Source organism: Bacillus cereus group sp. BfR-BA-01382 (assembly GCF_022663475.1).
Taxonomy (GTDB): Bacteria; Bacillota; Bacilli; order Bacillales; family Bacillaceae_G; genus Bacillus_A; species Bacillus_A thuringiensis_S.
On the sequence record NZ_JAKUFQ010000002.1, the window covers coordinates 174933 to 197990 of the forward strand.

A 23058-nucleotide genomic window follows, 5' to 3' on the forward strand; every position below is an offset into this window, starting at 1 on the left:
CTTTCATATAGAAGGAGATCATTTTTGTTTTCGTAATAAAAGTGCTTGTTCAACCGCCCATTTTTGATGAGCGTGAATGAGAAGCTTAACAGCAAGTAATGGAGACATCCATCGTAAAACATGATCCTCCCCACAGTTTTCAGTTTGTTTCTGCACCATGTTCGCAATATAAAAGAATCCATCATTCAAATAATATGTATCTTCCTTTTCTGCATAAAAATATCGAACCGCATTACCGATATACTGATCAATTTTAATTGCCCATCCTAATTCCTCTAGTAGTTCACGGTGCAAGCATTCTTCTTTTGTTTCATTACCTTCCATACCGCCACCAGGTAAAAAGTAACGGTCACCTTTTTGGATAACAGCAATCATTGAAGAAGATGAATGGAAAATAACTGCATAACAACTAGGTCTTAATACATAATGAACGGTACGCTTTTTCGAGCCAAACGTAAGTTTTGAAATCATAAAACACGACCTTTCTCTATAAAATACATAAAAGGGATATTAAGGTAAATGTAGAATGATATAAGTATAATCTTAATAGATTGGAGTGGTAACAACATGATAAATCGAAAATGTTCAAGGTGTAAAGAGATAACGGGTACAATACATGGGGGTAAAAAAATTAAGGAAGAATTTTTATGTGAGGACTGTTTGCAAAAAGGAATTGCGAGCGGGGAAATCGAATTATCACAAGTGGAGAAAGAACAAACTTCGTATCTTTCTATAAAAATATTAAAAATAATGAGTGTTATTTATTTAATAGTATCAATTATAACCGCTTTTTCTGCTGGAGCATTTATACAGGATCCAGGGCTTGGTGGAATATCTTTTTCAATAACAGGTGCAGTTGGTGTTATGATAATTGGATCGATATTTCAGTCTGTTCTTGTATTTTGTGGAATATGGGTATTCATCCTTTTAGTAGAAACGGTTATTAAAATTTATGAAAAAATGAAGTGAGTGAAAGGGAGAAACATATGCAAGTAAGAAACATCCAAGGGGAAGATTATGTAAAGATTCATTCTGTTTTAAATGATTGGTGGGGCGGTAGAGATATGGCTGCTATGTTGCCAAAACTATTCTTCGTTCATTTTCAAGAAACGAGTTTTATCATTGAAGAAGATGGCGAAACGTTAGGTTTCTTATGTGGATTCTTTTCACAAACATATAAAGATGAAGCATATGTTCATTTTATCGGTGTCAATCCGAAGTATAGAGGAAGAGGAATCGCATCGACATTGTATTCTTATTTCTTTGATATCGCTCGTGCAAATAATCGTAAAGTTGTAAAAGCAATTACGTCACCAATTAACAAAAAGTCGATACAGTTTCATCAAGAAATCGGTTTTCGAATTGAGGCCGGGGATGATGAGGTAGAGGGTGTATCGGTACATACAAATTATGATGGGAACGGCGGTAGTAGAGTTTTGTTTTTGAAAAATGTGTAAAAGTAGGCTAGCTTAACGGTAGCCTTTTTGTTGTGAGGAGATAAAAATATGGAGAGTAAACAAAGTAGAAATGAATACTTACGACGCATTTATAAAGTGCAAGATTATATAGAATCACACATAAATGATTCACTATCCATTGAAGAGCTAGCGGATATAGCAGGATTTTCAAAGTTTCATTTTCATCGGATTTTCAAGGGGATAGTAGACGAGCCATTATCACGGTATGTAAACCGATTGAAGTTAGAAAGGGCAACAAATCTACTTACATATCGCACAGATATGACGATTACACATATTGCGTATCACTTCGGGTTTACAGATTCAGCAGTTTTCTCCCGCACATTTAAAAGTCATTACGGAATAAGTCCATCTCAATATCGAAACGATAATAGCAAGAATTGCAAAGACGTAAGGAGAGCTTCTCAATACAATAAGTGTAAGAAGGTTCGAGGAAATGTTGAAATTGTAACAGCGGACGATATACACGTCGCATACATAAGGCATATCGGTACATATGAAGAGTTAACGATAGCTTTTCCAAAAATGATAGAGAAATTATTTCATTACGCAGCGAAGGAAAACTGTCATGTATTTGAGGATACGAAAGTATTAACCATTTACCACGATCATCATGAATTTACTGAAGAAAATCATTTAAGAACAAGTTTATGTACAAAAATTCCAGAGGGGTCCCCAGTAGAAACGAGCGACATTGGAATAATGGTAATACCTTCTGGAAAGTATGCGGTAGGTCATTTTGAAATATTCCAGGATGAATATAAAGGAGCATGGGATTTCTTATACGGTGAGTGGCTTCCTAATAGCGGATATAAACCGAGAGATTCGTATCCTTTTGAAATGTATAAAAATGACCCAAGACGGCACCCGGAAAATAAACATATAGTTGATATATATGTACCGATCGAACCTTTTTAATTATGGGTTAAAGGGGAATAAAAATGAAAACTGCTGAAAAGTTAGATTTGATTATAAAAGAAGAGTATAAAAATATTAATGGGATGTTAGTAGTACAAAAAGGTGATGTTATTTTTGAAAAATATTATAACGGTCACGGTCCAGATGATGCATTTCATATAGCGTCAGTCACAAAAACGATTATTTCTGCGTTAATTGGACTATGTGTAGATAAAGGCTATATAAAAAGCGTTGATCAAAGAGTAATAGAATTTTTCCCGGAATATAACGTTAATTCATCTGAAGTAACAGTAAGCCATCTTCTAACGATGACAGCTCCACATCCATTCGTAGACTGGCAGGAACCGTTAGAAGAACTATGTACACAACAAGATTGGATACAATATACGTTAAATAGGATAGGAAACGGCGGAGAAATTGGATCTTTTAAATATTCATCTGCAGGAGCTCATATACTATCAGCGATCATAACGAACGCAATAGGAAAAAATGCGCGTGAATTTGCGAATGAATACTTATTTCAGCCACTCGGCATGAGAGAAATTCCAAACTATAATATGAAAGCATTTGGATTTGATGACTTATTCGGAAAAGATGTGAAAGGATGGGTTCACGATCCAAATGGTATTTCGGCGGGCGGCTGGGGACTAACGTTAACGGTTAGGGATATGGCTAAGTTTGGACAGATGTATTTGAATGAAGGTATTCATAATGGAAAACAAATACTATCAAAATCATGGATAAAAGAATCAATAGCGATGAATTCAAATCAATATGGTTACTTATGGTGGTTACGAGAAGAAGAGGGTGTCTATTCGTATTGTGCAATGGGTGATGGTGGGAATATGATTTGTTGTATTCCAGAGAAGGAATTGGTGGTGGTGATGGCTTCTGAAGTTGTGCCAGAAACAAAGGATAGATGGAGATTAATCAAAGAGTATATACTTTTAAAAGAGTAATGGTGAACTTGTAGAAAAATTTAAACGCTCCCCGTAACTTTCCTCAATAAAAAATCGTTAAACATTAGGAAGGGTTATTAATCACGAATGGGGGAGAACCATGAAAATTCTAATTCTAGGCGGTACACGATTTTTAGGAAGAGCATTTGTAGATGAGGCTTTACAGAGAGGGCATGAAATTACGTTATTTAACCGAGGAACAAACAAAGAAATTTTTTCTAATGTGGAGCAGTTAACCGGTGACAGAAATAACGATGTATCAAGTTTAAAAAATCGAACGTGGGATGTTGTCATAGACACATGTGGATTTTCTCCGCATCATATTAGGAATGGTGGAGAAGTGCTTAAAGATAATATTGAACACTATATATTCATCTCAAGCCTTTCCGTATATAAAGATTGGATTCTGCATGACATAAAAGAAGACTATATATTACAACCTGAACCGACGGAAGAGCAAATAAAGGCTGTAGAGAATGGTGAAATATCTCCTTATGAGCATTATGGTGCGCTGAAAGTATTATGCGAAAAAGAAGCAGAGAAGTATTGGCCGGGGCGTGTTTTACACGTAAGAGCAGGACTTCTTTCAGGAATGTTCGATTATACAGATCGACTTCCATACTGGATCGGGCGTGTAGCAAAAGGAGGTAAAGTGTTAGTTCCAGGAAGAAAAGACCGTCCAGTACAGATAGTTGATATAAAAGACGTCGCAAACTGGGGACTAAACATGGCAGAAAACAAAAATGCAGGTACATTCAATGTAACAGGTCCGAATTATGATTTGACGATGGAAGAGCTATTAAATACGTGTAAAAAAGTTACGAATAGTGATGCTGAATTCGTTTGGATAGAGGAATCGTTTATGAATGAACATAAAGTGCAGCCTTGGACAGAGATGCCTTTATGGCTTCCAGAAACTTTTTCATTAGAAGGTGAAACGAAGCCGTGGAAAGGTGGATTTTCAATTAGTATTGAAAGTGCTGTTAAAGAAGGACTTACTTTTAGAAGGTTAGGACATACAGTTACAGATGTGTATGAGTGGATGAAGAGTGTGGACGAATGGGAATTAAAAGCAGGTATTTCAGGGGAGAGGGAGAAGGAATTGTTAGAAAGATGGTATCAATAAATTTAGCGGTGTCCTTTGAATATACTTGATTGCACATAAGGAGGAGAAAAGGTGATGTGGAAAGACACCATTCACAGTATCTCATCAAACTTAAGCTTAAAAAATTCGGCTACGAAGGAGGAACTTACTGATATACAACAATGTATACATGTGGAGTTACCGAATGATTTATATCAATTATTACAGGAAACAAATGGTATAGAAGGTGAATACGGTGACTTTATATGGTCTGCTTCAAAAATTAAAACTGAAAATATGAGTATGAGAAATATAGTTGATTTTAAGGATTTATACATGCCTTTTGACTGTTTATTATTTTTTGCTGATGGCGGAAATGGTGATTTGTTTGGCTATTCCATTTTGAATGGAAAAGTGCAAAGAGATGATATATATGTATGGAATCATGAAAATGATAGTAGAACGTGGGTTGCTCCTTCTTTAAAGACTTTTATGGAGTGGTGGGAGAGTGGGAAGATAATAATTTAAATATAGTATCAAAAAAAGCGCCTTGTTACTAAAGAAACAAGGCGCTTTTTCACGAATAATTAATCTACTACTCAATCGGTTCTTCCCCATACATCTCCCATAGCTTAGGAAACATCTTTTTTAAACCTTCTTCATCGTCTTCATTCCAGTCAAATTCAAAATCTACATCGTCGAATTCTTCATTAGATAAGACATGGTAAAGTGTAAAGTAAGTATCATCTTCGTCACCAGTTTTTTCTGCATATACAGTGAAACCGAAATATAAAGAAAGTTCTTCAATCTCTGGGACGTCATACTCACTCAAGTTTTCTAATACAGGAATTAATCGTTCTGGATCTTCAATACAAGCTTCGTATGTCTCTTTTCCTTGATATAATAACCATCCGCGGAAGTAATCGAAAGTATCATCTGAACAGCCACCCATAATAATATAGGCTGCTGCCCATAAACGGGAGGTATAGGAGTCTTTCAAAAGACGATGCATATGCGTATCAAATGCTACAATTTCATGTACTGTACGTTTAGCAAGGTGAGAAGTAAGCCATTCTATTTGTTCTTCTTGGTCCTCACCTTTCGTTTTTGCACGATGAAGTAGTTCCCAAAATTCTTCTTCGGTTATCGTTTTTTCTTTTATGTAATCTTCCCCAGGCAACGGGTCTGTATATCCTTTTTTACGTTTGGAAGCAACTAGTTTATTAGCTTCTTTCATACATTCTTCTTCTGTTTCAAACTCTTTCGCTTTCACACTGCCAGCTGTGCCAATTTTTCCGTAAAACACAACATAGTCTTTTTCTTTCACAACGATTTTCCAAAACTTATTTGATTTCTCAGTTTGCTGGATTAATAACGTTTCCATCCGTACCCCCATAATGTTTTCTAGTGTGCAATGTGATTGTAACATATGTATATACACTTGTAATGATGAAAAATAATAGTTTAGAAAATTCAAAAACCATTGAATGAAGTGGATAAATTTAGTAACCTTATTTGTACAGTAATTACATAATTGTTTTGTAATAATTCGATATTTATATGAGGGGGCATTACGGATGGATCTTACGTTTAAAGTAGAGGAAACATGTTTTAATTATCGCGTCGGAGCAATTTGTAAACAGGATAATAAAATACTTATTCTTCAAAACAAAGGGGAAGATTATTGGTATGTACCAGGCGGAAGAGTGAAAATGCTAGAAAATAGTGAAGATACGTTAAAACGAGAACTTGCAGAAGAATTAGGTGTTCCTATGAAAGGGAAAAGATTAATATGGTCAGTAGAAAATTTCTTTACACTTTCTGAGCGAAAGTTTCATGAAATTAGTTTTTATTATGAAGTAGAGCTACATGAGTTACCTGCAAATGGAGCGGATCAATATATTTTGGAAGAAGAAGGTAGAACGTATTTCTTTAAGTGGGTGCCGGTAGAAGAGTTAGAGGCATATAATTTACAGCCTGCATTTATAAAAGAGAAAGTAAAGGATATAGCAGTTCATACAGAACATATCGTTTTACAAAATTAAATGTATTCGGAGGGGAAAAGGGTGAAGGGGACTAAAAAAGAAATACATATAGATGATAAAGTAATTCGTTACACACATATCGAAAAAGGTTCTAGTAGGATTTGCTTTATGTTCTCCGGTTCAGGATACAATTACGATAAACCGTTATTTTATTATGCGACGATGCTTATGCTCGAAAATAAAATAGATGTAGTACATATTCATTATTCTTATGACGAACAAGTAATGAATAAAACAATGGAAGAAATAACGAAAGTAATGATGGATGATATTAATCCTATAATGAAGGGCGTATTAAAAGGTAAGCAATATAACGATACTATGTTTTTAGGGAAATCACTCGGAACAATTCCGATTGCAAATGATTTAATGAAGAGAGACGAATTCGCGCAGTCAAAAATGATACTACTTACACCTTTACTGACGTTTGATACAATTTTTGATTCTATCTTACATAGTCGACACGAAGGGTTTTTAGTTATTGGGGATAAAGATTACCAATACAATGCAGATCAAATTGATCAGTTATATAAAACGAATTTACAGATTGAAGTTGTCAAAAATGCAAATCATTCTGTAAATGTTGGGGGATATGAAACGGAAAATTCAATTGAGGCTATAGCGAAAATAATAGGAGAACTTAAAGAAGTTGTTAGGACAAACTAACCTATTAATACATGCAAAAGAGGTGCGAATTGCACCTCTTTTACTTTAATAAGCCTTCAAAACATGAAGTAAATAATCCTTACGGTTCAGCGGATTATAATCAACACGTTTTCGAGTAGGGAAGGGAGCCATAAGCTTTGTGAAACCAGCTGGCTTCGTTGTAAATATGCCGTCTCCTTCTGTAAATGAATGTAGCATTCGTTTAAAATTCTCTGTTTTTGCAACAGGTAATGATCCTGTTAACTGGTAAGAGTTATTATTCAATATAGGCTCTCTAAAAGTTGCTGGAACGGCAGCGAGCTTATACATCGCGGTACTAATTGCGTGCTCCGGTACAGTTAATTCAAACTCGTTTATTGGTTCATATACATGTGTTTCAGCTTGCTTTAAAGCATCCATTAATACGATCGGTGTTAAATTTCTAAAGTCACTCGCTGTTGTAACAGGACTAGCATAACCAGTATGTGTTAACGTGACGATAATATCTGTAACTTCCCATCCATATAATCCTTGTTTTAACGTTTGAAATACCGTCTCTTCAATCGCTTTATGGAATGCTAAAGGTAGTGAACCGAGCTCAACACCTAATTTATATGTTATGCCGCAATTAAGTTCACCACGTTCAACTTTGAATCCGACTGTTGCGTAAAATGGATTCGCTTTTTCACCCATGACTTCAACGGAATTCCCAATGCCAATTGGCTTTTCAATACATACAACTCGCGTATTTGAAAAAGTAACCTGCAAATTATATTTTTCAAAAAGAGTCGTTTCAATTACTTCTTTCTGTACTTCACCGAAAAGGCGAATATATAGTTCATTATGAACATCATCTTTCCACACTTTAATAAGTGGATCTTCTTCACATAGCTCCATAAGTGCAGCGTATAAATCATGAATTCTTTCTTTTGATACTGCATCAATGGAAGCTTCCATTTGTGGTTCGGCAAAGTGAATATCTTTTATATAATCCGTACGTTCACCAATAATATCACCAATTTTAATATCATTCAGTCCCCACACTTTACAAAATTCACTACTAGGAACGGTAGTAGTTTGAACGGCATCTCCATTATGAAATAGGCATAGTTTTTTAATCTTTTCTTTATGGGATAGAGATTTACAGCGCTGTATATCAACATATTTTCTAACGTGTAAACTACCAGAAAAAACTCTCACGTAAGTAATTTTTTCACCGGAAGATTCACGTTCAATTTTAAAAACAACGCCAGATAATGTTTCATTTTGTACCGATGTATGAGCTGGAATGAGAGCCGGAAGTTTTTCAAGAAGTTCTGTTACGCCCATACCAGTCATTGCTGAACCGAAAAAGATTGGATACACATTCGCTTGCTGTATTTGTTTTTCGAGTTCTTCTCTTAATAATACGTCCGGTACGATTTCATCATTTACATATGACGCAAGTAACGATTCATTATATGGCGCTAACAGTTCCGTACAATCGTCATATGATTTGTATGCAATAATCCAGGCTCCTTTCGTTCCTACGTTTAGAACAGAGTAGAAGGGGAATGCTTCATTTGAAAGAATCTCTTTTATTTGTTTCATAACTTTTTCAGTATTTGCGCCATTACTATCAATTTTATTTACGAATAATATTGTTGGTATGTTTAGTTTCTGTAATGTTCGCATTAAAATCTTCGTTTGTGCTTGCACACCTTCAACGGCAGAAATAACTAAAATCGCACCGTCTAAAACGCGGAAGGATCGCTCCACTTCAGCGATAAAATCAGCGTGTCCAGGTGTATCAATTACATTTACTTTTAAGTCATTTATATAGAAAGAAACGACAGATGCTTTAATCGTAATTCCGCGCTGTCTTTCTAATTCCATTGAGTCAGTTTGTGTATTACCACTATCAACTCGGCCAATTTCTTTAATTACATTTGTTTCATAAAGAATACGCTCAGTCAAACTCGTCTTGCCAGCGTCTACGTGCGCGACAATCCCTATATTTATTGTTGTCATATTTAAATATCCTCATTTCATTTTCCATTTTCATTTCCTCATTTCTATTTGTGTATTGCCGCATTACAATCACTCTCCAGTTCTTTAAATTAGTATTATTATAGTGCAATTAACATTATTTGTAACGCTACAAAGCGCCTTAATTTGGAAAAAATAAAATAAAAACAAAATGCTTGCATTCTAAATCGATATAGATTATATTAATTGACATATCAACTATTGATACATCAAATGTTTTTATTTTGATTGTAAAGGAGGGTTAATTTGACAAGTTCATGCTCAAAAGAAGCGATTATTTTATATAAATTACACTTTCTAAATAAAGAAGTAAGTTCGAAATTTGAAGGGTGTACGGGTATGAGCCAGTCTCGATTAGAGCTTATACTTCAATTATTTGAAGTAGGTGAAATTAGTCAAAAAGCACTTCAGCAAGAAGTGAATATTGATAATGCTGCGATAACAAGGCATTTAAAGCAGCTTGAGGCCAATGAAATGATTGTAAGACGTAAAAATCCAGAAGATAACAGAATTACGTTAGTTTCTCTTACTGAAGAGGGACGAAATAAAATTCAAGCGTTTCAAGAGGAAAAAGAACGTTTTGCAGCATCTGCATTTAAAGGATTAAGTGAGGAAGAACGCGATAATCTTTTAAATATGTTAAATCACATTCAAGAAAATATAAAAGAATTATAAAAAAGGGAGAATACAACTATGACTAACTCAGTAAAAACAAATGATTTTAACGAAATTTTAACAGGACGTCGTTCAATTCGTAAGTACGACCCTTCAGTGAAAATTAGCAAAGAAGAAATGACAGAAATTCTTACAGAAGCAACACTTGCACCATCTTCAGTAAACATGCAACCATGGAGATTCGTAGTGATTGAAAGTGACGAAGCGAAAGCAACACTTGCGCCACTTGCGAAGTTCAATCAATCTCAAGTAGAAACATCTTCAGCAATGATTGCTTTATTTGGTGATTTAAACAACTTTGATAACGCAGAAGAAATTTACGGTACAGCAGTAGAGCGTGGACTTATGCCAGCAGAAGTAAAAGAAGATCAAATGAAAAAACTTTCAGCTTACTTCTCTATGGTTACACCAGAAGTAATGAAAGATACAGTATTAATTGACGGTGGTCTTGTAGCGATGCAGTTTATGCTAGCAGCTCGTGCGCACGGTTATGATACTTGTCCAATTGGTGGATTTGAAAAAGACCAAATTGCAGAAGCATTTGGACTAGATAAAGAACGCTACGTACCAGTTATGTTAATTTCAATCGGGAAAGCTGCAGACAGTGGTTACCAATCAGTACGTCTTCCAATTGAAAAAGTTGCAGAGTGGAAATAATTTTATAAAAGAACTTCAATAAGTGAAAGATGAGAGGGGAAGCACCATGATTATTATTCACGCAATATTTCAAGTAGATCCAACGAAACAACAAGCATTTTTAGAAGAAATTCGTCCGCTTATTCATGGTTCAAGAGAAGAAAGTGGAAATGTATCTTATGACTTATATAAAGATACAGAAAAAGAAAGTGTTTATACGATGGTAGAAGTATGGAAAGATGAAGCAGCAGTTGCGAGCCATAATACGAGTGCACACTTCACATCTTTCGTTAGTAAAGCAGCACAATTTTTAACTGCTCCGCTTAATATAAAAGCTTATAATGGAGAATTAGTAAAATAATAAGGTAGAAAAAGATGACTTTAGCATATGGCTGAAGTCATCTTTTTTGTATAAGTAGAATCCATCTTGGACTCAGTTATGTTGATAGATAAGCGTTGCTCGTATCCTCAGTAACTGTGGTGAATTGTATGTTAAATTCGAACATTCGGTTTATTGGGATATTTTTCCGTGTTATAATTTTCTTGTAAATAAAAGGTAGAGGGGAGTAAGTAATGGGAGAATTTCAAAGTAATTTGCATACGGCAACGCAACTTGCAACGAAAATGAGAAATGCTTCAGATAGGATGCAAAGTGCTACTAGTCGCTCTATAAATAAGGCAACGCGTACGACACTATCTGTGAACTTCAAAGCACAAGAAGCAAATCAACAAAATTTACAAATCACGAAACAATTTTGCGCTACTTTTCAACAAACGATTGATAATATCCATTCCGTAGCAAATGAATTTGAGAAAATGGATACTGGACTTCAAAAGACTTTTCAATAATGTAACAACCTACGTAAAGGGGAAAAGGTAGGGAGAAAAGATGAGTCAAGAAATTGAAACGAGAATCAGTCAATGTAATCAAAAATTACGAATTATATTTGAAGAACAAAATGAAAACCGAATCGCGCTGCAAAATCAAGAACGAGCTGAGGCTAGTTTTCATGAATGGAAAAATAGAAGCAATCGTTTATTTAACCGAATACTAGAAACTTGGCACGACGACAAAGAAGTGTTTCACCTTTTTACGAATATGCGGCAAGAAATCGGACAGTATGAAAGAAAACTTACATTCGAATTAGAAAATGAAAAAGAGACGTTGCTTAAAGAAAAACGGCATCTCAGTGAGAAAGAAAACGACCTTTCCTATGAACAGCAGCAACTACAAAGGGAGGCCGATACATGAGTTTAAACATGTATTTGGGAGAAGTACAAAGTCAAACTCAAAGTATGAACGCTATATGTAATGCTACGATTCAAAGTATGGAACAAGCTATTCAATCTATTGATGCCTTTGCGATAGACACAGTATTACAAGGACAAACATACAGTAGTGCAAAAGCCTACCTTGTCCAAACATTCCGGCCATTAGCGCAAGGAATCATATGCTTATGTGAAGAATTAATTCGCCAAAACGAAGCATTTCCAAACGATTTTCAAGCAAAAGTTGCTTCAACAGATGTTATCGAACATGAAATAAGACAACAAATACAAGAAACCAATCAATCCATTGCAAGTATAGAAGCAATAGAAGTGCTTACACCAATGCCTGGAGTAGACGCAATTATTGCAGTCTTAATTGTAATGAGAAAAAAACTAGAAGAAAAACTAGAGCGTCTATATGAATTCAATCATTCGTCCAGCAACAACTACAGCACCGCCCTCCAATTAGCCGCTAGCATCACAGCCGGACTCGCTGAAGTGCAAAGCGGGAAAGGATTTAGTCCTGTGAGTGGGACGTTTAGTACACAAGGGTTGAATATGGATTGGGTGAGTTCTATTCAGGGGATTATAGAAGAAACAGCCCGAAAAAATGATCAGTCAATTAAAGATATAGAAACAAATAACATAATTGAGGAGAAATCTCCGGTTAGAAATGCTTGGGACGATGCGGCAGACAGTATAGTTGGTACGTTTGAAACAGCGAAAAAGATGTGGGAAGCTATTCAAAGAGGATCGGGGAAAGCTATTGGTGATGAAATCGAGTCCGCAATAGCTTTAAGTAATATGGACATAGGAACTTTTATTAATGTAACCTATGCACTTTTCCATTTGGATGAAACTGCAAAAAATATGTGGCATGCATTTTCAAATAAAATAAAACGAGATATGATAGAGGGAGATGCAGAGAGTCGTACAGAATTGACTACCTATGGATTAACACAAATAGCTACCACAATATTAGGCGATAGGGCACTAAATAAAGTAGGCCATATCACAAAAGGAGCAAAAGTATCAAGTGGAGTAAGTACATTTGCTAATGCAGTAAAACTAGCAAAAGAATTGAAGCCTACGCTTGAAATGTTACAATCATTTAAGAAAGAGGCTTCTTATACATTCTCTAGTGTTGGTGGAACTATTATAACCAAAATACCACAAGGCGAATTATTAGAAGCTTTTTATAAGTTTGCGAAGTCTAAAGATGGTGGTAAGGGTAAACCTAGCAGTAACAAAAATACAAATGTAGACAATTTTGACGCAAAAACAGCTACAAATAAGCAAAAAGGTAATTATGGTGAAATAAAATCTAGTGACAATTTATTGAATAATCAAAGTTTAAAAGAAGCTGGATTTGATTTAAAGCCAGTCGGAAAAAGTGCACCATCAGGCATAAATGATAAAATAGTAAAAGGGATTGATGGATTATACGAAAATGCAAATCCAAATTCAAATATTAAATATGTTATTGATGAAGCAAAGTTTGGTAGTTCACAATTAGGAAAAACTAAAGATGGACGACAAATGTCAGATGGTTGGTTGACAGGTGTGAATACTGAAAAAAGTAGAATATTGAAAGCTGTTGATGGAGATAACAAATTAGCAGATAAGATTACAAAAGCGTTGGAGAGAGATAAGGTAGAAAGAGTATTATCAAAAGTCGATAGTAGCGGAAAGGTTAAAACATTTAAGATAGATGCAAAGGGTAACATCGTTGGAGAATGGCCATAATTTAGAAGCTAGGAGGAATTGAATGGTATGAGAGATTATTTATGTATAGAAGAAAAGTGTAGAGAAGGAATTGAATATCATAAAGAGTTTATAGAGGAAAATAGAGAAGATATTAAAAGTTTAGAAGAAGATACTAAAAATGGAATTCAAAGATATTCTAAAGATAATAAGAGTATTATAGAAGGGACATATCTAGCCAATTTTAGATATGAGATGGAGGATATTAGGGCAAAGTATTCTTTAGGGGAAGATGTTAGTGTAATAGAAGAAGATTTTCATAATGCAATTTATGATTTAGAGAATACAGGAAGTAGGGAAATTGGATATTTAAGTCTGATTTGGATGATTTCCTTAGGGATTTTGTTAGAAACGGATAAAAAGAATATAGAAAGATTAAAAAAGATAGTTGATAAAAAAAATGTGAATGACGCAGTAATTGATTTCCTCTTATGCGCTAGTGATATCGGATACACAAAAATGATGAATAGATATTATAAAGAAAATCCATATGCAAAAACGAGAGAAATTATAGAACTTGCACAAACAGATAAAAAAGAAGCGTCTAAAAGATTACAAACGTACATGGAGAAAGAATGGTTTAGAGGCCATTATGATTATGAATGGAAAAATGCGCATAAAGAACCTGGATATGTAGGATATTGGAGTTTTGAAACGGCAGCGCTTGCAAAAATTTTGGAACTGGATGATACAAGTTTAAAAGATAATAACCATTATCCATATGATTTGGCACATTATAAAAATGAAATGAAATTCAAGCATATAGACCTAAGTGAATATCACTATGAAGATGAGACAGAAGAAATTGAGGAAATAGTAGAAGGAATTGAACATAATCCTGCATTGGAAAACATTATTCCGCCAAAATGGCATTCATTGGTCAATGAATTAATACATGATTATAAGAATATGGATGATAGTAGTTTTTATGAAAAATACAAAAAAACGATAGGAATAGGTCAAGTGTGGTTCTTACCACAAGAGTATGAAGAAGAAAATGAACAAAAAAATCTATTAGGAAGTTTAATTGTGTTTGCCCTGACGGTAAGAGATTATATATTACAATTGGACTATAAAGAAGATTTAGAGGACTACATCGATAATCTTAAAAATTTCTGGAATGTTTCAGAAACAAAGTTAGTTCAATTTATGTTAGAGAATGATCAAAATTATTATGCATGGGTACCAAAAGAAGCAAGCATCCCAAATATGTATGAAGTGAAGATTGAGAGTGTCGATGTAGAGGAAGTTCTATAATGAACAAATCGAAATATACGCATCATGAGTAACGTTAAAAAACTAATTTATACGTAATTTAATGAATGAAGAATTTAAAAATAGTGGTAGTTTGGAGAATCCAACTGCCACTATTTTTGTGTTTACGAATGGTTCTGTAAATTAAGTAGAGTATTTCAGAGTATATATATTATGTAGGAGAAGTAAATAAGTTAAAGGCGCTAAATAAAATCGGTCATATCGCAAAGACATCAAGTGGAATAAGTACAATTGCTAATGCAGAAAAACTAGCAAAAGAATTGCAGCCTACGCTTGAAATGTTACAATCATTTAAGAAAGAGGCTTCCTATGCATTCTCTAGTGTTGGTGGAACTGTTGTAACCAAAATACCTCAAGGTGAATTAATAGAAGCTTATTATAAGTTTGCGAAATCTAAAGATGGTAGTAAGGGTAAAACTGGTGAAATAGCTAAGGAATCTAGAAAAGTAGCCCAAACATTAGAAGCAGCTAGAGCACAACAACGTACGGTAATAGAATCAGTAGAAAGTGGCGAAGTAGCTTTAAAAACAACGAAGCGTAAAGGAAATTATGGTGAAATGAAGATGGATGACTTTTTTGAAAGTCAAACATATACTAGAATTAGTGATGATCGTGTATTAACATTAGATCAAAAAATTGTTAAGGGAATAGATGGTATATATGAAAATTCATCTCCGCCGCCTAAGTATGTAATAGCGGAGGCTAAGTATAATACTGCGCAACTTTCAAATACAAAAGATGGAAAGCAAATGAGCGAAACATGGATAGATGGTTCTAGACGTTTGGAATCAACTGTTGGAGAAGAAATGGCAGATAAAATTCGAGAAGAAATGCTTTTGAATCCTGAAAATGTACAAAATATACTAATTAATGTTGATAAGGATGGTAATGTGGTTAAAAGCATTTTGGATTCTTCTGGGAAGAAAATAATTGAGTAAGGAGAATGAAATGAGAGATATTTTAAAAAATGAAGATTATTTCGAGGATTATTTAAATAGACAGAATAATAGAATAGAAAAGTATAAAGAATTAGCAATGAAAGTAAAAAATGAAAGACCAAATGATTTAGGTAGTATTAAAAGAGCTTATGGATATATTGAATCAATTTGTATTGATAAATTTAATTGTTTATATTCAATGGGAAGACCTATGGAAGTACTAAGAGATTTTTACCCCGAAATAATTGAGGCGATGAAAAAGGGGTGGAGTGGCAAATATAGATATATAGATTTATTGTGGGTTCTTTCTATTGGGATAATGCTAGATGTTTCAAAAGATTATATAATTGAATTAGAAAAGTTGGTAGAAAAAGAGAAATTGAATGATTATTTGATTGATTTTTTATTTAGTTATAAAGATGAAAATTGGGAAGGGAATACCACAGAATTTATCTTTGCAGACCCATATAAATCAATTTATCGTGTGGTCAATGCAAAGAATAAAGAAGAATCAGTAAAGGAATTGAAAGAATATTTAGAGGGAAAATGGTATAAGGGGCATAGTGATACAGGCTGGTATGATTCACATGAAAATAAAAATGATATCTACAATGGTTATTGGAGTTACGAAAGCGGAGCAATCGTAAAGATTTTAAAATTAGATGATTCAAGTTTAAAAAATACTTTATACTACCCTTATGATATGGTGCATTATCAAGGAAAATAAATGTAATAATCCACAGTGTTCAACTTTTTACACTGTGGATTTTTTAGTTTGTGTTAAAGTAGCTATAAGGGTAATGTTGGTAAGGGATCTAGTGAGCTAGAAGTAAGATTGATGCAGAACTAATTAGGAATTATCACTGTTTTTTTATCTAAATATCCATAATATCTAATTGACTGTTAGTAAATTCATCAACATGTTGTTATCAGAATATATTTTTATATATATAAATTGATTTAAGAGTTTAGCTAAATCTTCAATAGGCCATATCACAAAAGGAGCAAAAGCATCAAGTGGAGTAAGTACATTTGCTAATGCAGTAACACTAGCAAAAGAATTGAAGCCTACGCTTGAAATGTTACAATCATTTAAGAGAGATGCTTCTTATGCATTCTCTAGTGTTGGTGGAACTATTGTAACCAAAATATACCTCAAGGCGAATTAATAGAAGCTTATTATAAGTTTGCGAAGTCTAAAGATGGCGGTAAGGGTAAGACTACAGAACCATACGATGTAGTACCGTATAGACCAAGCAATTCACCATTAGAAAATCATCATGGCGTTATGGATGTATGGGCTGAACATAATGTCCCTGATTATGTTAGTAGAGGGGCGAATACTCCAAATATAGCTTTAACTAAAGAGCAACACAATGATACTAAAGCGGTTTATAGACAATGGCTCTTTGATAAAACAGGGAAAAAGGTTGGAGGTAAAGTAGAGTGGAAATCTGTTTCAACAAAGGAAATACAAGAATTGACGGAAAAAATGTTTGATGCTGCGAATGTACCACGTTTAGCTAAGCAAGAGTATTATAGGGCTTTTAATCAATATAATTTTAGGGAGTAATTCAGATGGAAAATATTAATCAGTTGATTAAAAAAGTAAAATCATTACCTAATTGTCGAGTTCAGGAGCCTACAGAATTACCGTTAATTGATAAGAATAAGCATATGCTACCAGGTGATTTAAAAGAATTTTATAGTCTTTGTGGTGGTCTAACTTTATTTGAAAATGAGGAATATCCTATTCATATTGTTACCCCAAAGGGGTTTATTTTGGCTAATCCCGTAATTGTAGGAGAGTTATGTGAAGAAGATATTTCATCAACTTGGTATATTATATGCAATGATGGCAAGGATGAATATTTAACAATAGATCTTAGTGAAGAAAGACTAGGTAGATGTTATGATAGTTTCTTTGATCGGCATGGAATAGTTGGGGAGTCGCAAATTATTGCCACTTCATTCACTGACTTACTTGAAAAACTTATTAAGAATAATGGACAATATTGTTATTGGCTAAAGAGTGAATTTGAATCACTGGGTGATGCTTATGATGATCAAGAGTGAAAAGAGAATCTTTAAGTGAGATAGGAAAGTGACAGGGTGTTTGAAAATACGTATTCTATGATGGTTGAACCATTATGGAGTACTATGTGCAATTATAGAATAGAAAAAGAAGTACGAGTTTAGGTGAGATGAGACCATGAACAGAGAAGATTCTCTGAAACGATGTAACAATGGCAAAAGAGAATTTGTAGAACGAGAGATATTATTCCGTTATATGAGTCTGTTCGTTATGGTGAAAAGACGTATACGGATTTAGATGTGGAAGAAATAATGAAGTGGGTAGAGGAAGATGGGAAGGTGGATACATAAATATCCACCTTTTCTTTTTTATACGGAAATTTGATTAACATGAATTCTTTTTTTATATGAAACCGTCTTCAAATAGGTAAACAAAATTAACTTTATTTACTTATACTTTATTACATGTTAACCTATACTTAATTTTTATAAAATATAATTAATTTTTGATTTTTTAAGGGTGTGAAAATGTAATGAAATCGGTATTAAAAAGCATACTTATTTCCTTTGTTTTTTCTGCAGTAGGTATGTGTTGGTTACTGTACGTATTATTCAAAGGGGACGGAGACTGGTTGTTGTCTTGGATAGGTGTATTAATGGCATATTTATCTTTATATACTTTAATAGATTTATATTGTAAAAATACATACGATAAAAAAATAAATAAATGGCTTATAAAAACATCGGTGACTAGTTTTAGTTTTGCTGTATTAGGAATCTCATTTTGTATCATACATGAGCTATTAACACCATGGAGTCTTAGTTTAATGGTGTGGTATTGGTTGCTAATGTTAGTATTATTTTTAACGACTATAATATCATTAATCAGTTTAGTATTTGTTAATCGTAAAAATCACAATTTCACCGTTGGATATAGAATGCTCATACTTCTAAATGTATTTCTTACATTGGGACCAGTATTATGGCCGCTATTACTTTCTATTATTGGAAATGGTATGAATGCTAGTGCGGGCTGGTAAAAAGGAATTTAGATTAGTTGTGCAAAGAATAGGATGACAAGTTGATATAGAATTTTAAATGTTTATGAGAACATGTTTACATAAAAAATGAAAACATGTTCTCTTTTTATTTGCATGCATAACTCTTCCTCAGTTTACCGTATTTAAATTTAAACGTAAGTATTTCGTAAGGAATGGATAAGAAAAAAGAGAGATTTATCATATAGGATGAAAGTATAGCTTGAATCAATCCGATATTCATGGAGGAGAGAAAGCCTTATGAAAAAATGTAATTCAATTAAGTTAGCAAGTTTTGCAGTTTTATTAGCGGGTACTGCTCTATTCACACCTGGTTTTACTGTGACTGCAGAGTCAACTCAAAATATTTCTAGTTCGTCACAAGTACATGATCAAAAGAATCGTAATGGCTGGAAACAAGTAATGCAGGAAACAGTACAGCTTGGTGCTGTAGGAATATTAGCTAAGGCGTCTAATAACGGAAAAACTAGTAGTTTTACTGCTGGCTTGGCGGACTTAAGTACAAAGAAACCGGTGAATTCGGATTATCGCTTTCGGATTGGTAGTGTGACGAAGTCGTTTACTGCGACGACTGTTCTTCAATTAGTAGGAGAAAAGCGCTTACAACTTGACGATCCAATTGAAAAGTGGCTACCGGGTCTCGTGCAAGGAAATGGGTATAATGGTAATCAAATTACGATACGACAACTTTTGAATCATACGAGTGGTATCGCTGAATACTTAAAGTCAAAAGACGCGGACATAATGAATTCGAAAAAAACGTATACAGCAGAAGAAATAGTGAAAATAGGCCTTTCGCTGCCTCCAGATTTCTCGCCGGGTAAAGACTGGTTGTATTCAAACACAGGATACGTAATACTAGGAATGCTTATTGAAAAAATAACTGGAAATAGTTATGCGGAAGAAATCGAAAAGCGAATTATTGAACCTTTGGACCTATCAAATACGTTTTTACCAGGAAATTCACCCGTCATCCCAGGAAAGAATCATGCTCGTGGATATGTAAAAATGGAAGGAACAGGCGAGTTGAAAGATATTACTTATTATAATCCGAGTTTAGCTAATGCAGCTGGAGATATGATTTCTAATGCGGATGATTTAAATAAGTTCTTTTCATCTTTACTCGGTGGTAAGTTACTGAAGGAACGCGAGCTAAAAGAAATGCTTACTACAGTTCCTATAGAAGGAAAAGGGGTTGGTGACGCATACGGTCTTGGAATCTATGAGACTAAACTTCCAAACGGTGTTTCAGTTTGGGGGCATGGAGGAGGAATTCCTGGATTTACAACTTTTGCTGGGGGAGTAATTGGAGGCAAACATACATTGGCTATCAGTCTCAACTCTATAGGTGGGGTCGATATTGTTCCACAGTTTAATAAAATGATGCAAATTGAATTTAATAAATAGATGAAAAGAAAGTGAATGGAATTTTTTTATAGTTATATTTAAAAGAGGTGCTTTTTTAAGTTCGCAACTATGGACAGTAGTTGCATTTATGATATGGCATCAAGTGTATTTCAAAGTGAAAATCAATCTTAATGCTTACGATAAAAATAAAAAGGATGTCAGTTGCATGGCATTCTTTTTATTTTGAAGAAAAGAAATGTGTTTATTTCTGAAAATTGTTATTTTTATAATCTTTTCATATAATGAAAGTAATAGGGGGTATAAAGGGGAGTTATGAATAGATGATACTTTAGTTTGTTAATTATTTCTAATATTAACTAATATAACAGTGGAGTTGAATACAATGGGACAAAATCATTTTAAATGGAGTAATAAGCAATTACGAGAACATGTTGAAGTACTAGACGGCACAAGAAGTCCACACATATTATTAAAGAATGTAACATATTTAAATTCCTATATACGCGAGTGGATGACAGCGCACATTTGGATATATAATGATCGAATTGTATATGTAGGGGAGCAGCTGCCAAAGCAATTAACGGAGTGTGAAGTTGTTGATTGTGAAGGAAAGTATGTCGTACCCGGTTACATAGAACCCCATGCACATCCATATCAGTTGTATAACCCAGAGACGCTAGCGAATCATGCGATGCAGTTTGGGACAACAACTTTTATTAATGATAATTTAACTTTATTTTTCACATTAAAGCGTGAAGAAGCATTTCGTTTATTAGATGAATTCAATAAGATTCCAGCAAGTATGTATTGGTGGTGCCGTTTTGATGGACAGACTGAATTACAAAACGGGGAATCTTTGTTTAATAGTGAAGAAATAGTAGAGTGGCTACAGCATGAAGCGGTGATTCAAGGCGGCGAGCTAACAGCATGGCCCAAATTATTACATGGTGATGATGAAATGTTACATTGGGTGCAGGAAACGAAACGATTACATAAAAAAGTAGAAGGACATTTTCCAGGTGCATCTGAAACGACTTTAGCGAAGTTAAAACTGTTAGGTACAGATTGTGATCATGAGGCGATGACAGGGCAGGAAGCTTTCGCTCGTCTTATGCAAGGTTACACTGTTTCCCTAAGAAATTCTTCAATCCGTCCAGATTTAGAAGTTTTACTGAAAGAATTGTTGGAACTAGGCGTAAAGCAGTTTGATAGATTTATTCTTACTACAGACGGCTCACATCCTTCGTTTTATGCAAATGGAATGACAAACGTTATGATTTCTACCGCGATAAAACAAGGAGTGCCAGTAATAGATGCATACCATATGGCAAGTTATAATATTGCTCGCTATTATAATATGGAGCATGTGCATGGTTCAATTGCGACAGGTAGAATCGCCAATGTCAATATTTTAGAAAGTAAAGAAAATCCGGTGCCAACGAGTGTAATCGCAAAAGGACAATGGGTAAAGCGTGATAGAGTAAACAAAAATGAATCGTTACTTATAGAATGGAGTAACTTCAAAGTAACTCCACTACTGTTAGACTGGACCATAGAAAAAGAGGATATGGTTTTTTCTAATAAAGCAGGTATACACTTATTGAATAACGTTATAACAAAACCATACGTTAGCGAAATCGACTTAGGCCTTAATGAACTGTCTATTGTTCATGATGAATGTTTCCTCATGATGATTGCCCGTGATGGCAGTTGGCGAGTGAATACAGTTGTGAAAGGTTTTGCGAATGAATTAGGTGGCCTTGCTAGTTCTTATTCAGGTACAGGCGATATCATTCTTATTGGAAAGAGTAAAGAAGATATGCTTACAGCTTTTCATAGAGTAAAAGAGCTTGGCGGAGGGATTGTAATTGCTGAAAAGAATGAAGTATTGCACGAAATTGCATTACCATTGCTCGGGATTATGTCGGATGTAAAGATGAGTGAATTAATACAAGAAGAGAAAAAGATGGTGAACTTACTGCAAGCGCGAGGATATGCTTATAACGATCCAGCATTTACGATTTTATTCTTTTCTGCGACGCACTTGCCTTTTATACGAGTAACACCTATAGGATTATATGATGTGAAAAGTAGTAAGGTAGTTGCCCCGCCCGTGAATTTGATAAAGCAATATTAAAAGGAAAGGTCCTATAAAAAATTTATTTTATAGGACCTTTCTCATTTCTAGCATAAGAATATTGTAAGCCTCAAATAATATAGTATCTAAATCATTTGAGGTGATATGTAATTATGAAAAAAATATTGTACATCTTAAGCATATTTATTTTGTGTGTATCGATACAACACGTTGTACATTCTCAAACAGATGCACCAAAGTTAACTTCAGATTGTCTCGAAGAAAGTAAAATTCGGGATGAAAAGTATGTGGAAAATATTATGAAGGACATTAAATCCGTATTTCATTTGGATTTTGATGAAGGTGGCTTTTGGGAAGTTAATAAAAGAGATTTAGAAGCTGCACATTTAATGTATGGTGGTCGGATTGATGATACGTATTATAATTCGTTAACTAAAGTTTTTGAAAGTGGTGGATATAGAGGAGAGCCAAGATTGTTTGTAAAGCCGCTTGAAGCATTTTTACTCTATAAAGAAATAGACGATACAAATGTGATAAAACACCTTGAACTTGAAAAAGGGGAATGGGTTGTTACTGAAACGCAAAAGAAGCAAGGGGAAATAGTGGAATACAAACCGTTGCAATGTGAAAAAGATTATTTGAAAAAGAGATATGAGTATCATAATCCCAAATGAAATAACGGAAATTTTGAAGGAGAAAAATTTCGTTAATACTTGTAAATGAGGCGGTAGAAATTCCTAGTAATTTCGCCATAAAAAAAACGTCATTTTATAGATTAAAAATGAC

25 protein-coding genes and 2 pseudogenes are annotated in these 23058 nt (G+C 34.2%); 24 read left to right on the plus strand and 3 right to left on the minus strand.

Annotated elements, in window-relative coordinates; all coding sequences use genetic code 11:
• Positions 1-18: 18 nt before the first annotated feature.
• Positions 19-471, minus strand: a complete 453-nt coding sequence (locus MR160_RS01800) for an NUDIX hydrolase (RefSeq protein ID WP_000624006.1) — start codon at positions 469-471, stop codon at positions 19-21.
• Positions 472-567: 96 nt separating this feature from the next.
• Between MR160_RS01800 and MR160_RS01805 the strand changes: the two genes are divergently transcribed.
• From MR160_RS01805 to MR160_RS01830, 6 genes are all read left to right on the plus strand, one after another.
• Positions 568-969, plus strand: a complete 402-nt coding sequence (locus MR160_RS01805) for a DUF3980 domain-containing protein (RefSeq protein ID WP_000610481.1) — start codon at positions 568-570, stop codon at positions 967-969.
• A 17-nt stretch (positions 970-986) separates the two neighbouring features.
• Positions 987-1457 carry a GNAT family N-acetyltransferase gene (locus MR160_RS01810; RefSeq protein ID WP_001198085.1) on the plus strand — a complete coding sequence of 157 codons (471 nt, stop codon included), beginning with the start codon at positions 987-989 and terminating at the stop codon, positions 1455-1457.
• 48 nt (positions 1458-1505) lie between these two features.
• Entirely contained in the window at positions 1506-2396 is an 891-nt protein-coding gene (locus MR160_RS01815; protein ID WP_242297042.1) for an AraC family transcriptional regulator, read from the plus strand.
• Between the two features lie 23 nt (positions 2397-2419).
• The gene (locus tag MR160_RS01820) at positions 2420-3355 is read left to right on the plus strand and encodes a serine hydrolase domain-containing protein (protein WP_000844642.1); all 936 of its coding nucleotides are present in this window, start codon (positions 2420-2422) and stop codon (positions 3353-3355) included.
• A 100-nt stretch (positions 3356-3455) separates the two neighbouring features.
• Complete coding sequence (locus MR160_RS01825; protein ID WP_242297043.1) at positions 3456-4481, plus strand: SDR family oxidoreductase; 1026 nt, start codon at positions 3456-3458, stop codon at positions 4479-4481.
• 54 nt (positions 4482-4535) lie between these two features.
• Entirely contained in the window at positions 4536-4967 is a 432-nt protein-coding gene (locus MR160_RS01830; protein ID WP_000265344.1) for an SMI1/KNR4 family protein, read from the plus strand.
• A 67-nt stretch (positions 4968-5034) separates the two neighbouring features.
• Here the strand turns inward: MR160_RS01830 and MR160_RS01835 are convergent, their stop codons facing one another.
• Positions 5035-5823: a DUF4240 domain-containing protein gene (locus tag MR160_RS01835; RefSeq protein ID WP_000449118.1), complete on the minus strand. Its 789-nt coding sequence runs from the start codon at positions 5821-5823 to the stop codon at positions 5035-5037.
• Between the two features lie 193 nt (positions 5824-6016).
• Between MR160_RS01835 and MR160_RS01840 the strand changes: the two genes are divergently transcribed.
• Both MR160_RS01840 and MR160_RS01845 read left to right on the plus strand, forming a co-directional pair.
• The gene (locus MR160_RS01840) at positions 6017-6484 is read left to right on the plus strand and encodes an NUDIX hydrolase (protein ID WP_000366247.1); all 468 of its coding nucleotides are present in this window, start codon (positions 6017-6019) and stop codon (positions 6482-6484) included.
• The gene (locus MR160_RS01845; protein ID WP_003278835.1) at positions 6485-7150 is read left to right on the plus strand and encodes a hypothetical protein; all 666 of its coding nucleotides are present in this window, start codon (positions 6485-6487) and stop codon (positions 7148-7150) included. It abuts the gene before it with no gap.
• Positions 7151-7195: 45 nt separating this feature from the next.
• Here MR160_RS01845 and MR160_RS01850 read toward each other — a convergent pair whose 3' ends face one another.
• Complete coding sequence (locus MR160_RS01850) at positions 7196-9139, minus strand: GTP-binding protein (protein WP_242297044.1); 1944 nt, start codon at positions 9137-9139, stop codon at positions 7196-7198.
• A 264-nt stretch (positions 9140-9403) separates the two neighbouring features.
• On the opposite strand from MR160_RS01850, the gene MR160_RS01855 reads away from it, so the two are divergent.
• The 16 genes and pseudogenes from MR160_RS01855 (at position 9404) to MR160_RS01930 (ending at position 22946) form a co-directional block, all read left to right on the plus strand.
• Entirely contained in the window at positions 9404-9832 is a 429-nt protein-coding gene (locus MR160_RS01855) for a MarR family winged helix-turn-helix transcriptional regulator (protein WP_000204164.1), read from the plus strand.
• A gap of 18 nt (positions 9833-9850) precedes the next feature.
• Positions 9851-10489 (plus strand): nitroreductase family protein, encoded by a 639-nt coding sequence (locus MR160_RS01860; RefSeq protein ID WP_000185391.1) that lies wholly within the window; start codon positions 9851-9853, stop codon positions 10487-10489.
• Positions 10490-10535: 46 nt separating this feature from the next.
• Entirely contained in the window at positions 10536-10829 is a 294-nt protein-coding gene (locus MR160_RS01865; RefSeq protein ID WP_000583832.1) for a putative quinol monooxygenase, read from the plus strand.
• 212 nt (positions 10830-11041) lie between these two features.
• Positions 11042-11317, plus strand: a complete 276-nt coding sequence (locus MR160_RS01870) for a TIGR04197 family type VII secretion effector (protein ID WP_000503638.1) — start codon at positions 11042-11044, stop codon at positions 11315-11317.
• A gap of 40 nt (positions 11318-11357) precedes the next feature.
• On the plus strand, positions 11358-11720 hold the full coding sequence (locus MR160_RS01875; RefSeq protein ID WP_000076591.1) for a DUF3958 family protein: 363 nt from the start codon (positions 11358-11360) through the stop codon (positions 11718-11720).
• Positions 11717-13483, plus strand: coding sequence for a T7SS effector LXG polymorphic toxin (locus tag MR160_RS01880; protein ID WP_242297045.1), 1767 nt, complete (start codon positions 11717-11719; stop codon positions 13481-13483). The genes MR160_RS01875 and MR160_RS01880 overlap by 4 nt, the downstream gene beginning before the upstream one ends.
• Positions 13484-13510: 27 nt before the next feature.
• Entirely contained in the window at positions 13511-14758 is a 1248-nt protein-coding gene (locus MR160_RS01885) for a PoNi-like cognate immunity protein (RefSeq protein WP_063675489.1), read from the plus strand.
• Positions 14759-15054: 296 nt separating this feature from the next.
• On the plus strand, positions 15055-15714 hold the full coding sequence (locus tag MR160_RS01890) for a hypothetical protein (protein WP_000941894.1): 660 nt from the start codon (positions 15055-15057) through the stop codon (positions 15712-15714).
• Between the two features lie 10 nt (positions 15715-15724).
• Positions 15725-16441, plus strand: coding sequence for a PoNe immunity protein domain-containing protein (locus tag MR160_RS01895; protein WP_001204727.1), 717 nt, complete (start codon positions 15725-15727; stop codon positions 16439-16441).
• Between the two features lie 256 nt (positions 16442-16697).
• Positions 16698-17287, plus strand: a pseudogene (locus MR160_RS35255) (sugar-binding protein).
• A gap of 5 nt (positions 17288-17292) precedes the next feature.
• Positions 17293-17790 (plus strand): SMI1/KNR4 family protein, encoded by a 498-nt coding sequence (locus MR160_RS01905; RefSeq protein WP_000427920.1) that lies wholly within the window; start codon positions 17293-17295, stop codon positions 17788-17790.
• 135 nt (positions 17791-17925) lie between these two features.
• Positions 17926-18099: pseudogene (locus MR160_RS01910) on the plus strand (signal peptidase II); the annotation flags it as partial.
• A 182-nt stretch (positions 18100-18281) separates the two neighbouring features.
• On the plus strand, positions 18282-18788 hold the full coding sequence (locus MR160_RS01915; protein ID WP_000843839.1) for a DUF3902 family protein: 507 nt from the start codon (positions 18282-18284) through the stop codon (positions 18786-18788).
• A gap of 258 nt (positions 18789-19046) precedes the next feature.
• The gene (locus MR160_RS01920) at positions 19047-20213 is read left to right on the plus strand and encodes a serine hydrolase domain-containing protein (protein WP_044782833.1); all 1167 of its coding nucleotides are present in this window, start codon (positions 19047-19049) and stop codon (positions 20211-20213) included.
• A 343-nt stretch (positions 20214-20556) separates the two neighbouring features.
• A complete protein-coding gene (locus MR160_RS01925; protein ID WP_000531325.1) occupies positions 20557-22311 on the plus strand; it encodes an adenine deaminase C-terminal domain-containing protein in 1755 nt (584 codons plus the stop codon).
• A gap of 113 nt (positions 22312-22424) precedes the next feature.
• Positions 22425-22946, plus strand: a complete 522-nt coding sequence (locus MR160_RS01930; RefSeq protein WP_000723218.1) for a hypothetical protein — start codon at positions 22425-22427, stop codon at positions 22944-22946.
• Positions 22947-23058 lie beyond the last annotated feature (112 nt).